This window comes from Ruegeria sp. HKCCA0370 (assembly GCF_013033705.1).
GTDB lineage: Bacteria > Pseudomonadota > Alphaproteobacteria > Rhodobacterales > Rhodobacteraceae > Ruegeria.
Genome location: NZ_WQEP01000008.1, coordinates 48211 through 62176, shown reverse-complemented (window position 1 = coordinate 62176; position 13966 = coordinate 48211). Strand labels below are relative to the sequence as shown.

Genomic DNA, 13966 nt, shown 5'->3' with positions numbered 1-13966 from the left:
GTACGAGCGCCGCTCGACCTGCGGTCATCGCCCCGCCCGCCGTCCCGTTTTCGCGCAAGTCAGGGAGTGACCGATGCTGGATAATTCCGAAGGATATGTCACCGAAGACGGTCGCAAGATCGGCGGTGTGGTGATGGAAATGAAGAACATCACCCTGCGTTTTGGCGGTGTGGTGGCGATCAAGGATATCTCGTTCGATATCCGCGAGGGCGAGATCCGCGCCATCATCGGGCCGAACGGCGCCGGGAAATCCTCGATGCTGAACGTGATCTCGGGCTTCTATGTTCCGCAGGAAGGCGAGGTCTGGTTCCATGGGTCCAGGCGCCCGCCGATGCGGCCTTTTGAAGTCGCCCAGCAGGGAATCGCGCGGACGTTCCAGAACATCGCCCTGTTCGAGGGTATGAGCGTTCTGGACAACGTGATGACAGGTCGTCTGAACTTCATGAAGACCAACATCCTCCAGCAGGCGATCTGGCGCGGCAAGGCCGAAGCGGAAGAGGTGCAAAACCGCGAGGCGGTCGAGAAGATCATCGACTTCCTTGAGATTCAGCACATTCGTAAAACGCCTGTGTCGCGCTTGCCGTATGGCCTGAAAAAACGCGTCGAACTGGCGCGGGCGTTGGCGGCGGAACCCAAACTATTGCTGCTGGATGAGCCTATGGCAGGCATGAACGTCGAAGAAAAAGAGGACATGAGCCGGTTTATCCTGGACGTGAATGACGAATTCGGCACCACCATCGCCCTGATCGAGCACGATATGGGCGTTGTGATGGATCTCAGCGACCGGGTGGTCGTGATGGATTACGGCAAGAAGATCGGCGACGGCACACCCGATGAGGTGCGCAACAACCAGGAAGTCATCGACGCCTATCTGGGGGTCAGCCATGATTAAGCTCTGGGCAGAATTAGAGAGGGGCTGGCATGCCTGAACAACTTATCTTCGCGATGGAGGTCATCCTCAACGGTCTGATGGCCGGGGTGCTCTATGCGCTGGTCGCGCTGGGCTTTGTGCTGATCTACAAGGCGTCCGGTATTTTCAATTACGCCCAAGGGGTTATGGCCCTGTTCGCGGCCATGACGCTGGTCGGGATCATGAATGGGCAGGTGCCGTTTGCGCATCTGATCAACGCGACTTTCGGCACCCATATCCATTATTTCGGGTGGAATGTGCCAGCGTTGTTTGCGATCATTCTGACGATGGGTGTGATGGTGTTGCTGGCCTGGGCCGTGCAGCGGTTCGTCATGCGCCATCTGGTGGGGCAGGAACCGATCATTCTGTTTATGGCGACCATTGGTCTGGCGTACTTCCTTGAAGGCGTGGCCGACCTGATGTGGGGGTCTGAAATCAAGACGCTGGATGTGGGTCTGCCGCAGGGCATCAATCTGTGGATTGACGAGACCACCTATAACATCTTCGACTACGGCTTCTTCATCGACAATCTGGACATCGTGGCAACGATCATTGCGGCGCTGTTGGTGGCCGCTCTGGTGGCGTTCAGCCAGTACACCAAGCAGGGCCGGGCCATGCGCGCGGTGGCGGATGACCATCAGGCGGCGCTGTCGGTGGGCATATCGCTCAACTTCATCTGGGTCATGGTCTGGTCGGTGGCCGGGTTCGTTGCTCTGGTCGCGGGCATCATGTGGGGCACCAAATCGGGGGTCCAGTTTTCACTGTCGCTGATCGCACTCAAGGCGCTGCCGGTGCTGATGTTGGGCGGGTTCACCTCGATCCCCGGTGCCATTGTCGGCGGTCTGATCATCGGCGTGGGTGAAAAGCTGTTCGAATTCGCAATCGGCCCGCTGGTCGGTGGCGCAACCGAGAACTGGTTTGCCTATGTGCTGGCGCTGATCTTCCTGGTGTTCCGTCCGCAGGGCCTGTTCGGAGAAAAGATCATCGAGAGGGTGTAGGGCATGACCAAACTGATCGCCATCATCAACGTGATCGCATGGGCGGGGTTCTGGGCCTTTGGCTACATCGCCCTCACATCAGACGATCTGACCGAAGGCCAACTGACGATTGCAGCGATCCTGGCCTTTGCAGGGCTGATCATGGGGGTTCTGGCCTACTTGAAGCTGGTGCGCGCCTCGGAGGCGAGCGGATATGCCAAAAGGTCCAATCAACTGGACGCCGAAGCCCGGAACCGGGCGCAGGAACAATGGGGAAAGTAAGACATGTTCTATCGTGAGGCCGGAGATTTCAAAACCTCCTACGTGGATGACAGCCAGACTTTCCCGATCAAGTTCGATCGGTATCGGTACTATGTGGTGCTGGCGGTGGCCTTCGGGATCATCCCGTTCATCATCAACGACTATTGGGCCAACGCACTTCTGCTGCCCTTCCTGATCTATGCGATCGCGGCCATTGGGCTGAACATTCTTGTGGGGTATTGCGGGCAGGTCAGCCTGGGTACCGGGGGGTTCATGGCCGTTGGGGCCTATGCCTGCTACAAGCTGATGACCGCCTTTCCAGACGTGTCGATGTTCATCCACGTGATCCTGGCCGGTGGCATCACTGCCATCGTGGGCGTGCTGTTCGGCTTGCCATCCTTGCGGATCAAGGGGTTTTATCTTGCGGTGGCGACGCTGGCGGCGCAGTTCTTTCTGGTCTGGCTGTTCAACCGGGTGCCGTGGTTCTACAACTACTCGGCTTCGGGGCAGATCAACGCGCCGGAACGGGATGTGTTCGGCATCATCATCACCGGTCCGAATGCATCGGCTTGGGCCACCTATCTGTTCTGTCTGATTTTCCTGACCGCCTGCGCCATCGTTGCGCGCAACCTGACACGTGGTACGACAGGGCGGACATGGATGGCGATCCGCGACATGGACATCGCCGCCGAGATCATCGGGGTGAACCCTCTCAAGGCGAAACTGACCGCCTTTGCCGTAAGCTCGTTCTTTGTGGGTATCGCGGGCGCGCTGTTTTTCGCGGTCTATCTGGGCGCGGTTGAGGTTGGCGAGGTGTTCGGGATCCAGAAATCGTTCCTGGTTCTGTTCATGGTCATTATCGGCGGATTAGGGTCTATTTTTGGATCCTTTGCCGGGGCCGCTTTCCTGGTGTTGCTGCCGGTGGTTCTGAAACTTGTTGGCGTTGATTTGCTGGGCTGGCCCACTGACATCGTCGCGCATCTTAACTTGGTGATCGTGGGTGCGCTGATCATCATGTTCCTGATCCTAGAACCACACGGGCTGGCACAGCTGTGGCGCGTGGCGAAAGAGAAACTCAGACTCTGGCCGTTCCCGCACTAAGGGGCAGGCCCAAGGAAAAGACGGGTGCGAAGCCCGAAACTCAACATCGGATCAATCAAGGGAGGACACACCCGATGAACAAGAAACTGGCAACCCTGGCGCTGGGCGCCGTGATGGCCGCAGGTCCGGTCATGGCCGACCTGGTGTTCCCATCGCTCAGCTACCGGACTGGCCCATACGCAGCGGGCGGCATTCCGTTCGCGGATGGCTATGCGGACTATTTCACCCTGCTGAACGAACGCGATGGCGGTATCGGTGGCGTTCCGGCCAAGGTTATCGAGTGCGAAACCGGCTATAACACCGAAAAAGGTGTGGAATGCTATGAATCGACCAAGGGTGAAGGCGCCCTGGTCTATCAGCCTCTGTCGACCGGCATCACCTATCAGCTGATCCCGAAAGTAACGGCAGACGGCATCCCGCTGCACACGATGGGCTATGGCCGGACCTCGGCTGCCAACGGCAAGGTGTTCAGCCATGTGTTCAACTATCCGGCCAACTATTGGAACGGTGCATCCGGCGCGATCAACTATCTGCTGGATGAAAATGGCGGAGATCTGAGCGGCAAGAAGATTGCGCTGGTCTATCACAACTCTGCCTACGGCAAAGAACCGATCCGCACACTTGAAACCCTGGCCGAAAAGCATGGCTATGAACTGACCCTGCTGCCCGTTGACCATCCCGGTCAGGAGCAAAAGTCGCAGTGGTTGCAGATCCGCCGTGAAAAGCCTGACTATGTCATCATGTGGGGCTGGGGCGTCATGAACCAGGTCGCGGTTCAGGAAGCCGCCAACATCCGCTTCCCGATGGAAAATTTCATCGGCGTCTGGTGGTCGGGCGCGGAATTTGACGTTGAGCCGGCAGGTGAAAAAGCCAATGGCTATAAAGCGTTGACCTTCACCGGCCTGGGTATGGACTATCCGGTCTACGACGATCTGAAGAAATACGTTGTGGATGCCGGTAAAGCCGCCGGCGCAGGTGATCAGCTGGGAACGGTTCAGTACAACCGTGGTCTCTATGCCGCGATGTTGGCAGCCGAAGCCGTGAAGACCGCACAGGAGATGCACGGAACCGCCGATATCGACGCATCGATGATGCGTGACGGAATGGAAGCGCTGGAGATCACCAATGCCAAGATGGAAGGTCTGGGCATGGCAGGTTTTGGACCCGAATTCGCGGTAAGCTGTGAAAACCATGGCGGACCCGGTCTTGTGGGCGTCGTTCAGTGGGATGCGGCAGCAGGAACCTGGAACCCGGTTCAGGATTTCAAACCGACCGATGTCGAGGTGATCAGCGCGCTGATCGAAGAAGACTCGGGCGCATATGCGGCTGAAAACAACATCTCTCCGCGTTGTGAATGATAAACTGATCGCCCCGGACATTCCGGGGCGGTGCAGACAACCGGAGCGGCGGTTTGCCGCCGCTCCTCACGAACAGTCCCGAAGGGGACAGGCATGAGGACACGCGCTGATGCTTGATGCGGCACAAACCACTGACGTGCAGGCGGAAACCCTGCTTGAGGTCAACAATATCGAGGTGATCTACAACCACGTGATCCTCGTGCTGAAGGGCGTAAGCCTGACTGTGCCCAAGGGCGGTATCACGGCCTTGCTGGGGGGCAATGGCGCGGGCAAGACGACCACGCTCAAAGCAGTCTCTAACCTGCTGCATTCAGAACGCGGCGAGGTCACGAAAGGCACGATCAAGTATCGTGGCCAAAGCGTACACGAAAGCGACCCCGCCGTATTGGTTGAAAAAGGCGTGATTCAGGTGATGGAAGGCCGTCACTGTTTCGAACACCTGACGGTTGAAGAAAACCTGCTGACGGGCGCGTATACCCGCAAGGACGGCAGCGCAGCGATCCAGCAGGATCTGGAGCTGGTCTACAATTACTTTCCCCGCCTGAAAGAGCGCCGCCGCTCGCAGGCAGGCTATACGTCGGGTGGTGAACAGCAGATGGTCGCCATGGGCCGGGCACTGATGTCGCGCCCCGAGACAATCCTGCTGGACGAACCTTCGATGGGACTGGCGCCGCAGTTGGTCGAAGAAATTTTCGGTATCGTGAAGGATCTCAACGAGAAAGAGGGCGTTTCCTTCCTGTTGGCCGAGCAGAACACAAATGTTGCCCTTCGGTTCGCGCATTACGGATACATTTTGGAATCCGGGCGCGTTGTGATGGATGGCCCGGCCGCAGAACTGCGCGAGAATCCGGATGTCAAAGAATTCTACCTCGGCATGTCTGACGAAGGCCGCAAGAGTTTTCGCGATGTGCGGTCCTATCGTCGCCGCAAGAGGTGGCTGTGAGCGGATGGAGGATATCGCGATGACCTATTTCGACGCACTCGAAACACGCTCGGCGGACGAACGCGCTTCGGATCAGGCTGCAGCTCTGGTAGAGCAGATCAAGCGTGCTGCATCTGCACCCGGGTTTGCTGCACATTTTTCTGATTCAGACACTAACAAGGTGATTTCGGCAGATGATTTGCCGATGCTGCCGGTGCTGCGCAAGTCGGACCTGATCCGCGCGCAGGCGGAGCGCCCCCCTTTTGGTGGTTTCACCGTGAAGCCTGCGCGCCACTTTCATCACGTGTTCCAGTCCCCCGGGCCGATCTATGAACCGGGCAGCACCGATCACGACTGGTGGCGTATGGGCCGGTTCCTGCATGCCGCTGGTGTTGCAGCTGGCGATATTGTTCAGAACTGCTTTGGCTATCACCTGACGCCGGCTGGCATGATCTTTGAAAACGGTGCCCGCGCAGTTGGTGCTGCCGTTTTGCCGGCGGGAACCGGGCAGACCGAACTGCAGGTGACAGCCGCGCGTGACGTTGGCTGCACCGCCTATGCGGGCACTCCTGATTATCTAAAGGTCATCCTGGACAAGGCCGACGAGATGGGCGTTTCGCTGAATTTCTCCAAGGCCGCTGTTGGTGGTGGCGCGCTGTTCCCGTCCCTGCGGCAGGAATATGCGGATCGCGGTATTTCGTGCCTGCAATGCTATGCGACGGCGGATCTGGGTAACATCGCCTATGAAAGCGCCGCGATGGAAGGGATGATCATCGACGAACACGTGATCGTCGAAATCGTGACGCCCGGAACCGGAACGCCGGTAGAGCCGGGCGAGGTGGGCGAAGTTGTCGTGACCTCTCTCAACCCGGACTACCCGCTGATCCGCTTTGCGACCGGGGATCTTTCTGCCGTCATGCCGGGTGTCTCGCCCTGTGGCCGGACCAACACCCGGATCAAAGGCTGGATGGGTCGCGCCGATCAGACCACCAAGATCAAGGGAATGTTCGTACGCCCGGAACAGGTTGCGGCCCTGGTCGACAAGCATGAGGAAATTGTCAAAGCCCGCGTCATCGCAGCCCGCCAGGGTGAGATGGACACGATGACTGTCCGGATCGAAAGCCCACGCGGTGACGACCCGGCATACGCCAAGTCAGTGGCCGAAGTGTTGAAACTGAAAGGTGCGATCGAGGTCGTGGCACCCGGATCCCTTCCCAAGGACGGGGTGGTGATCGAGGATCAGCGCGTCTACGAATAGCGGTGTTTTTCAGATCTGCGGCAGTTTGTGCCGCAGATTTGTTGACCGATGCACTGGTGTTTCCGAGCTTTTTGGTCGATTAAAGGCGAACCCTTCGCCTTTGCCAATCACAAGCCGGGATGATGGCCGAAATCGAGTTTTCACAGAATGGATCGCGCAATCGCGGTGTACGCGGTACCCGACTGCTGGCGGGGATCGCCTATGTCGTGGCTGCCGCATGCCTTTTGCCGATGATCGCCGTGGTCCTGGCGGCTGTAACCGGGGGAACGGACACGATCTCGCACCTGATGGAGACTGTGCTGCCCGGCTATATCGCGACGACCCTGATTCTTGTGGTCCTGGTCGCGGCCGGCACGTTCAGCATCGGCACCGGGGCGGCCTGGCTGGTAACGATGACCCGTTTTCCCGGCGTGCGGTTTCTAGAGATCGCACTGGTCCTTCCGCTGGCCTTTCCGGCGTATGTTCTGGCCTATGCCTACACTTTCATTCTGGATCACCCGGGCATCGTTCAAAGCACGCTGCGTGATGTAACGGGGTGGGGCCCGCGCGATTATTGGTTCCCGGAAATCCGCTCGACCGAGGGTGCGGCGGTCATGTTGATCCTTGTGCTTTATCCTTATGTCTATCTGCTTGCGCGGGCTGCGTTCCTGCAACAAAGCGCAACCGCGTTTCTGGCGGCGCGGGCTCTGGGCAACAATCCATGGCTGGCTTTTCGGCGCGTGTCACTGCCGATGGCGCGACCCGCCATTGCAGGCGGCGTTCTGCTGGCCGTCATGGAGACCATCGCAGATTTCGGAACCGTGTCGTATTTCGGTGTGCAGACCTTTGCCACCGGGATCTACACAAGCTGGTTTTCCATGGCCGATCGTACGGCAGCGGCGCAACTGGCCCTGTGCCTGCTGGTCTTTGCCCTGATCATGGCCGTGGCCGAGCGCACCCAGCGTGGCAAGGCAAAATACTATCAGGCGGGGAAACAGCATGTGGCGCAACCGGCGGCAAATCTGACGGGTCTGCGCGCCTGCGGGGCATTTCTGCTGTGTGCAATACCCGTTCTTTTCGGTTTTTTGCTGCCCGCCGTCATTCTGGTCGAGATGGGCCTGGACTCCGAACAGAACCTGCTGTCGCAGCGTTATATCGGCTTCATCCAGAACTCGTTGATTCTTGCTGGTACGGCGGCGGTCATCACCGTCTTTGCAGCGATCAGTGTCGGGTTCTTTCAACGCCTGAGGCCCGGGCGCGCTTCGTCTGCGACCGCATATATGGCGCGTCTGGGATATGCCGTTCCCGGTGGCGTCATTGCAGTTGGTTTGATCGTCCCCTTTGCGAGTTTTGACAACGCGCTGGACGTCTGGATGCGACAGACCTTCGACGTGTCCACGGGGCTGTTGGTGACAGGTTCGATCTGGCTGCTGGTCGCTGCTTACATGGTGCGTTTCCTGGCTGCCGCGCTTAGCGCCTATGAGGGGGGCCAAAGCACTGTACATGCGAATATGGATGCCGCAGCCCGTTCACTGGGTCAGACGCCTTTGGGAACATTGCGACGGGTTCACCTGCCGATTCTGACCCCCTCTCTGCTGACGGCCCTGCTGATCGTGTTCGTAGACGTGATGAAAGAGCTTCCCGCCACGCTGATCATGCGCCCATTCAATTTCGACACATTGGCGGTGCAGGCGTATCGGCTGGCCTCGGACGAGAGGCTGGAGGGCGCCGCCGTGCCTTCGCTGGTCATTCTGGCGGTAGGTCTGTTGCCTGTAATCCTGATCTGCCGTCAGGTCGGCCGACGGTAACACTTGTGTCGCAATTGTAGGACAACTGCGCATCAGGCTTGATTCAAACACGATTTCCGGCAAGGCTGGAGGTATGAATATGCAGCCTCCCAGCCGGTTCTCGGCAAGCGCAGCGCAGATGCCCGTGGCTTTCGACCGGCATGAGATGTCTCAAATCCTATCCGTTTATGGTCGGATGGTCGCCGCCGGAGAATGGCGCGACTACGGTATTTCCAACCTGCGCGACATGGCGGTGTTCTCAATTTTTCGGCGCACCGCAGAACATCCGATCTACCGCGTCGAAAAACACCCGCGCCTGAGGTCCCGGCAGGGAATGTATTCCGTCATAGGTATGGATGGCCGCATCCTGAAACGCGGCCACGATCTGCAGGCAGTCCTGCGGGTGCTGGAACGCAAGCTGATCCGGGCCGTAAACCCGGATTAGAGCCTTATGTGGGCCGTGACGGGCCCGTCACCCTGATCCAATATGCGGCGGATCGCCTGATCCATTGGTTCGAATACCACCGCCATATGACTGGCGTTCGCATGCAAAAGCATGTTTTGGCCCGAAACCCAGGCCACGTGCCCTTTCCAGAACAACAGATCACCCCGTTGCGCAGGGGCTCCTTCGATCACGGTTTTGCCCAAAGCGCGTTCCTGATCGCCGCTGTCGCCGGGGCACGGCAGGCCACAAGCCAAAAGCGCCGCCTGCACCAACCCGGAACAATCGATGCCGAACCGGCTGTTGCCACCCCACAAATAGGGTGTGCCCAGAAACAGCTGGGCCACTTCGACCGGGTCGTCAGGCTTTGCGGTCATCGGCGCCGTGTGTACCTTTGGGATATATCCCAGTTCGGTTTCAACAAACCGGTCCGTCTCGGTCCTGGCTTGGATTTTGCTTCCGAAACTCAGCGACACCAGATCGCGGCTTTTGAAATCCGCTTCCTGGTAGGCATGCGTTGCAGGCGCCGTGATCCAATGCGTCGCAGGCGCATCCGCCGTCAGCTGATCTGATCGCAACCAGCCGGTATACCCGTCTTTGTCTGCGATGACTCTGTTCCACCCGCTCTTTGTTTCGTCGATCCGAACCGTATCACCGAACAACAATTGCCGGTCACGTGGCCCGTCTGGGCTGCGCAGCAAATCGACAACGGGTGCGGAAATTCGATGGCGTGTCACAGTTCCAATATCTCCGACAACGCCGTCAGCACGGCACGCGGCCCCTGACCCAGACCGCCCTTGGCGCGCCCCGGTTCTTTGCTGGGCTGCCAGGAATAGATGTCGAAATGGATGTAGCGGCATGCGCCCACGAACCTGCGCAGAAACAGGGCGGCTGTGATCGACCCTGCAAACCCGCCCGACGGCGCGTTGTCCAGATCGGCGATGCCGGGTTCAATCATCGCTTCATAGGGCGTGTGGAACGGCATGCGCCAGACCGGATCAGCCGAAGCCTCTGCGGCATGCGACAGGGCAGACGCGCAGCGCTGATCATCGGTGTAGAACGGTGCCAGATCGGGGCCCACAGCCACACGGGCGGCCCCGGTCAGCGTCGCCATCGAGATCACCAGATCGGGCTCTCCTTCAGCCGCCAGCGCCAGCGCATCAGCAAGCACCAGACGCCCTTCGGCATCCGTATTGTTGATCTCGACCGTCAGTCCCTTGCGAGAGGTCAGGATGTCCCCTGGGCGGAAGGCATTTCCGGCAAGCGCGTTTTCGACCGCCGGTATCAGGACCCTCAATTGCAGGGGAAAACCCAGCTGCATGATCATCCGCGCCAACCCCAACACATTGGCCGCGCCACCCATGTCTTTCTTCATCAGACCCATGGATGCGCCCGGTTTCAGGTTCAATCCGCCCGTATCGAAACACACCCCCTTGCCGACCAGAGTCAGCTTGGGGCCGCCGCTGCCCCAATTCAGCTCGATCAGCCGGGGGGCCTGTTCGGCGGCGCGCCCTACGGTGTGGATCATGGGAAAATTCTGTTCCAGCAAGGCCGCGCCGCTGAACACGCTGCACGCGGCACCGAATTCGCCGGCCAGAGCCTCGGCCGCCTGCTGCAACTGCTCAGGACCCATATCCGAGGCTGGCGTATTCAACAGATCGCGGGTCAGAACTTCGGCATTGGCCATCGTTTCGATACGGTTGGCGTCGACACCTTCGGGCGCAACCAGCGCCGCAGTTCCAGCGGATTGAGACGCGTAGCGGTCGAAGGCGTAGCCTGTCATCAACCAGCCCAAACACTCCATCTCCAGACGATCAGCGGGAATGCCGGAAGCGATATAATAGGTTCCTTCGGGCAATGCCATGGCTGCGGCGGCCAATGGGAACCTTTTTCGCGCGCGCTTGTCTTCTGTTCCATACCCGGCCAGCACAAAATCAACCGCGCCATGCGCGCCTGGCACCAGCAGGGTCTGCCCCATCGCACCTGTAAACCCGTTTGCGGCAACCCAGGCCCGGACGGTATCCGGCTGGTCCTGCAACCAACTGTCCAAATCCGGCTGCGCAATCACATGAAGCGGTATGGACGGGTCAGAGGATGGGGCGAAGGACAGGGTCATGGGCGTCTCGGCTGATGGTTTCTGCGCACAGACTAGCCGCGCATGATCTGCCCGCAACCCCTGTCAGACGGAAAGGTCCTGCTGGTCCCAGACGGCGGTCAACGATCGTTCGCCCACGCGGATCAAACGCCCAAGCGTCGCGCCCGCCGCAACGGCGTCACCGGCATCGACGGTGTAGGCCACGTCACCCGCCACCTGGGCCAGGGCCGTCATCCCGATCTGTTCGGATATAGCGACCAGTGACCTGGCGCATTTGCGCAGGTCCGCCCATTCGCGCCGACGCCAGTAGCGTTCGCAGTTTGACAGGCGCACGGCAAGCTCTTCGACCGTGCGACACAGAACATCCAGCGCATTCTTGTCGCCAAGTTGCCGGTACAGCCCGCTTAATTGATCCGAGTCCAGACGGACGGATTCCTTGTGTTCAAGCGTGATAATCTTTTCCACCACATTCACCCTAGTTCAAACGCCCCCACGGCGCGGTGTTGATCCTGGCAGAAAATTCCTTTGCAAAACCTTGCAGGGAAACTGGATAATGGCTCGAATTTTCTTTGAATTCGGTTTAGATCATCCGTCAGCGACAAGAACGGGGACATTGAAATGGAATTTGCCAAACCTCTGCCGAGCTACCTTGTAAAACGGTATCACGGATGGAAGGCCACAACATATTCGGAAAACCAGGTTTGGTATCGCCGTCTCGCCGATGAAGGGCAACGCCCCCGCGCCATGGTCATATCCTGCTGCGACAGCCGGGTTCACGTCACGTCCATGTTCGGCGCTGACCAGGGCGATTTCTTTATTCACCGCAATATCGCCAACCTGGTGCCGCCCTATGCTCCGGACGGGGACCACCACGGCACCAGCGCCGCCATCGAATATGCCGTAACGGCGCTCAAGGTCGCTCATTTGATCGTGCTGGGGCATTCGCAATGCGGCGGCGTGCAGGGCTGCATCGACATGTGCAAGGGGCAGGCGCCGCAGCTGGATGCCAAGGACAGCTTTGTTGGCCGCTGGATGGATATTCTGAAGCCGAAATTCGAACTGGTCGCGGATATCGAGGACGGTGTCGAACAGGCCCGGCAGTTCGAACGTCAATCGGTTGTCGCTTCGCTGGAAAACCTGATGACCTTCCCCTTCGTCTCGTCAGCCGTTGATCAAGGCGCGCTGAGCTTGCACGGCTTGTGGACGGATATCGGCGCAGGCGGGCTTGAAAGCTATGATCCTTACCAAAAAAAGTTCGTCCCGGTTTGATAGCGGCAGAGCTGGAGATCCGAAACAGCAATGGCGGCTCGGATTCAGGGCTGTTTTTGGTATACTCCACTCATTACAAATGAAAATCGGAGCCTGCCATGAAAGTCATCAAGCGCATCTTCGCTGGATTGGTCGTTTGTATTCTGGTTCTGGTCGCGGTTTCCTATCTGTTGCCGGGAAAGGCGGAAGTTTCGCGTAGCATCGCGATCGACGCGCCGCCAAGCGCCATCTTTCCTTACGTGAATTCGATGCAGGAAACCGAAAAGTGGTCTCCGTGGCTGCACCGGGACCCCGAAACCAAATTGACTTATTCCGGCCCTGCCGCCGGGGTCGGAAACACTCTGAACTGGGCGTCGGATCACCCGCAGGTCGGTACGGGATCACAGGAAATCGTCGAAAGCGTGGAAAACCAACGGGTCAAAACGGCGCTGGATTTTGGCCCGATGGGTACTGCCACAGCGTCCTTCATCCTTGAGCCTGACGGGGCGGGAACCAGAGTGACCTGGGGGTTTGACTCGGATCTGGGCCTGAACCCCATGTCCCGCTGGATGGGGTTGATGATGGATACGTGGGTGGGCGAGGACTATGACCGTGGTCTGACCAATCTGAAAGCACTGGTTGAAAACCAAAGCTAGGCCGCTTGTTTGTATGGAAGCATGCGTCGGCGTGCTTGACCGAAGTCCTAGCCCAGTCGAAACCGGGCAAGCTTTCCCAGGTGATCGGATCCCATGAAGGGGCGCAGCTCAACCGTTCCGGTTGTGCCTTTGGGGAACAACAGGTTGTCTATCGGCAATGGGATTTTCCAACTGCCGAGGTTGTGGGTGTTCAGGACGGTTCCAAAACTTTGGTTGTTTGCGGCTGCTCCGATCCGTCTGACGCTTTCGCCCCAGGGGACCATATTGAAATCCCCGGCAATCAGAACCGGTCCTTCAAGCTGGCTGATGCGGTCGGCAATCACCTGGCTTTGCCTGGACTGGTCGTAAGGAAATGGCCAGTTCAGATGAACTGAAACAACCCAGACCAAGTCACCGCCGGGCGCTTTGACCTGTAACCCCACAAGCCCATAACCTTGCAGACAGAATTCCGAGCTCTCGACAATCGGCAAGGTCGTCAGGATGGCGACGTTTTGTTCAGGACGGAATTCACAGATCGCCTGTTCGGGGTAATGTTCGAACAGATTGCTCATGTACTTGCGATTGTGGCTGGAGACTTCCTGCAATGTCACGATCTGAGCGTCTGATTCAAGGATATCATCGGCCAGCGAATACCGGGGCCAGGCTTTGCTCATGAGGTTCTTCTGGTACAGCGTCAGGCAGGAGTCGTCGCAATCGTCCGAGGGCGCGGCAACGCTGGCCGCGATGGACCCGATGGCCACCCCGGAAAAGAGCAAGGTGGCCAATGCAAGATATCTGGCGCGCATGAAAAGAAGAATTACCGCGCAGGGGAGAAGCAAAACACCAGCCTGAGGCCGGAGCAGAGCGATTGAATCTCCTACGGCAAAAACCTGCCCCGTAAAGCCAATGACGACCAGTATCATCAGAATGCATGTGCATCCGATGGTCAGGGTTCTGGCAATCCTGCGTCTGGTCGAAATGTGCATGCCCTGC

Annotated in this window: 15 protein-coding genes; 11 read left to right on the top strand and 4 right to left on the bottom strand. The window is 58.7% G+C overall.

Annotated elements, in window-relative coordinates; all coding sequences use genetic code 11:
* The first annotated feature begins 73 nt into the window (after positions 1 to 73).
* The 9 genes from GOW31_RS16195 to GOW31_RS16155 all read left to right on the top strand — a co-directional run bounded on the left by GOW31_RS16195 (position 74) and on the right by GOW31_RS16155 (position 8998).
* Complete coding sequence (locus tag GOW31_RS16195; RefSeq protein WP_171116793.1) at positions 74 to 892, top strand: ABC transporter ATP-binding protein; 819 nt, start codon at positions 74 to 76, stop codon at positions 890 to 892.
* A gap of 29 nt (positions 893 to 921) precedes the next feature.
* Positions 922 to 1908: a branched-chain amino acid ABC transporter permease gene (locus GOW31_RS16190; protein ID WP_171171436.1), complete on the top strand. Its 987-nt coding sequence runs from the start codon at positions 922 to 924 to the stop codon at positions 1906 to 1908.
* Positions 1909 to 1911: 3 nt separating this feature from the next.
* Positions 1912 to 2169, top strand: a complete 258-nt coding sequence (locus GOW31_RS16185) for a hypothetical protein (RefSeq protein WP_171171434.1) — start codon at positions 1912 to 1914, stop codon at positions 2167 to 2169.
* Between the two features lie 3 nt (positions 2170 to 2172).
* The gene (locus tag GOW31_RS16180) at positions 2173 to 3249 is read left to right on the top strand and encodes a branched-chain amino acid ABC transporter permease (protein WP_152459551.1); all 1077 of its coding nucleotides are present in this window, start codon (positions 2173 to 2175) and stop codon (positions 3247 to 3249) included.
* Positions 3250 to 3323: 74 nt separating this feature from the next.
* On the top strand, positions 3324 to 4607 hold the full coding sequence (locus GOW31_RS16175) for an ABC transporter substrate-binding protein (protein WP_152459550.1): 1284 nt from the start codon (positions 3324 to 3326) through the stop codon (positions 4605 to 4607).
* Positions 4608 to 4716: 109 nt separating this feature from the next.
* Positions 4717 to 5550, top strand: coding sequence for an ABC transporter ATP-binding protein (locus GOW31_RS16170; RefSeq protein ID WP_171171432.1), 834 nt, complete (start codon positions 4717 to 4719; stop codon positions 5548 to 5550).
* Between the two features lie 19 nt (positions 5551 to 5569).
* Positions 5570 to 6787 (top strand): phenylacetate--CoA ligase family protein, encoded by a 1218-nt coding sequence (locus GOW31_RS16165; protein WP_171171637.1) that lies wholly within the window; start codon positions 5570 to 5572, stop codon positions 6785 to 6787.
* A gap of 122 nt (positions 6788 to 6909) precedes the next feature.
* On the top strand, positions 6910 to 8574 hold the full coding sequence (locus tag GOW31_RS16160; RefSeq protein ID WP_171171635.1) for an iron ABC transporter permease: 1665 nt from the start codon (positions 6910 to 6912) through the stop codon (positions 8572 to 8574).
* A 73-nt stretch (positions 8575 to 8647) separates the two neighbouring features.
* Positions 8648 to 8998 carry a DUF2794 domain-containing protein gene (locus GOW31_RS16155; protein WP_171171430.1) on the top strand — a complete coding sequence of 117 codons (351 nt, stop codon included), beginning with the start codon at positions 8648 to 8650 and terminating at the stop codon, positions 8996 to 8998.
* Here GOW31_RS16155 and GOW31_RS16150 read toward each other — a convergent pair.
* From GOW31_RS16150 to GOW31_RS16140, 3 genes are all read right to left on the bottom strand, one after another.
* Entirely contained in the window at positions 8995 to 9732 is a 738-nt protein-coding gene (locus GOW31_RS16150) for an NlpC/P60 family protein (protein ID WP_171171428.1), read from the bottom strand. The two genes, GOW31_RS16155 and GOW31_RS16150, sit on opposite strands and share 4 nt — an antisense overlap.
* Positions 9729 to 11111 (bottom strand): M17 family metallopeptidase, encoded by a 1383-nt coding sequence (locus tag GOW31_RS16145; protein WP_171171426.1) that lies wholly within the window; start codon positions 11109 to 11111, stop codon positions 9729 to 9731. The genes GOW31_RS16150 and GOW31_RS16145 overlap by 4 nt, the downstream gene beginning before the upstream one ends.
* Before the next feature lie 63 nt (positions 11112 to 11174).
* Positions 11175 to 11564 (bottom strand): hypothetical protein, encoded by a 390-nt coding sequence (locus tag GOW31_RS16140; protein WP_171171424.1) that lies wholly within the window; start codon positions 11562 to 11564, stop codon positions 11175 to 11177.
* 144 nt (positions 11565 to 11708) lie between these two features.
* Between GOW31_RS16140 and GOW31_RS16135 the strand changes: the two genes are divergently transcribed.
* Positions 11709 to 12359, top strand: coding sequence for a carbonic anhydrase (locus GOW31_RS16135; protein ID WP_152459543.1), 651 nt, complete (start codon positions 11709 to 11711; stop codon positions 12357 to 12359).
* A 98-nt stretch (positions 12360 to 12457) separates the two neighbouring features.
* Positions 12458 to 12994, top strand: coding sequence for an SRPBCC family protein (locus tag GOW31_RS16130; protein ID WP_171116813.1), 537 nt, complete (start codon positions 12458 to 12460; stop codon positions 12992 to 12994).
* Between the two features lie 47 nt (positions 12995 to 13041).
* On the opposite strand, the gene GOW31_RS16125 is transcribed toward GOW31_RS16130, so the two are convergent.
* Positions 13042 to 13959 carry an endonuclease/exonuclease/phosphatase family protein gene (locus GOW31_RS16125; RefSeq protein WP_171171423.1) on the bottom strand — a complete coding sequence of 306 codons (918 nt, stop codon included), beginning with the start codon at positions 13957 to 13959 and terminating at the stop codon, positions 13042 to 13044.
* Positions 13960 to 13966 lie beyond the last annotated feature (7 nt).

Bases quoted from the DNA above. Each gene is read 5' to 3' on its own strand.
- GOW31_RS16195 (WP_171116793.1), top strand. From the start codon at position 74: ATGCTGGATAATTCCGAAGGATATGTCACCGAAGACGGTCGCAAGATC.
- GOW31_RS16190 (WP_171171436.1), top strand. From the start codon at position 922: ATGCCTGAACAACTTATCTTCGCGATGGAGGTCATCCTCAACGGTCTG.
- GOW31_RS16185 (WP_171171434.1), top strand. From the start codon at position 1,912: ATGACCAAACTGATCGCCATCATCAACGTGATCGCATGGGCGGGGTTC.
- GOW31_RS16180 (WP_152459551.1), top strand. From the start codon at position 2,173: ATGTTCTATCGTGAGGCCGGAGATTTCAAAACCTCCTACGTGGATGAC.
- GOW31_RS16175 (WP_152459550.1), top strand. From the start codon at position 3,324: ATGAACAAGAAACTGGCAACCCTGGCGCTGGGCGCCGTGATGGCCGCA.
- GOW31_RS16170 (WP_171171432.1), top strand. From the start codon at position 4,717: ATGCTTGATGCGGCACAAACCACTGACGTGCAGGCGGAAACCCTGCTT.
- GOW31_RS16165 (WP_171171637.1), top strand. From the start codon at position 5,570: ATGACCTATTTCGACGCACTCGAAACACGCTCGGCGGACGAACGCGCT.
- GOW31_RS16160 (WP_171171635.1), top strand. From the start codon at position 6,910: ATGGCCGAAATCGAGTTTTCACAGAATGGATCGCGCAATCGCGGTGTA.
- GOW31_RS16155 (WP_171171430.1), top strand. From the start codon at position 8,648: ATGAATATGCAGCCTCCCAGCCGGTTCTCGGCAAGCGCAGCGCAGATG.
- GOW31_RS16145 (WP_171171426.1), bottom strand. From the start codon at position 11,111: ATGACCCTGTCCTTCGCCCCATCCTCTGACCCGTCCATACCGCTTCAT.
- GOW31_RS16135 (WP_152459543.1), top strand. From the start codon at position 11,709: ATGGAATTTGCCAAACCTCTGCCGAGCTACCTTGTAAAACGGTATCAC.
- GOW31_RS16130 (WP_171116813.1), top strand. From the start codon at position 12,458: ATGAAAGTCATCAAGCGCATCTTCGCTGGATTGGTCGTTTGTATTCTG.
- GOW31_RS16125 (WP_171171423.1), bottom strand. From the start codon at position 13,959: ATGCACATTTCGACCAGACGCAGGATTGCCAGAACCCTGACCATCGGA.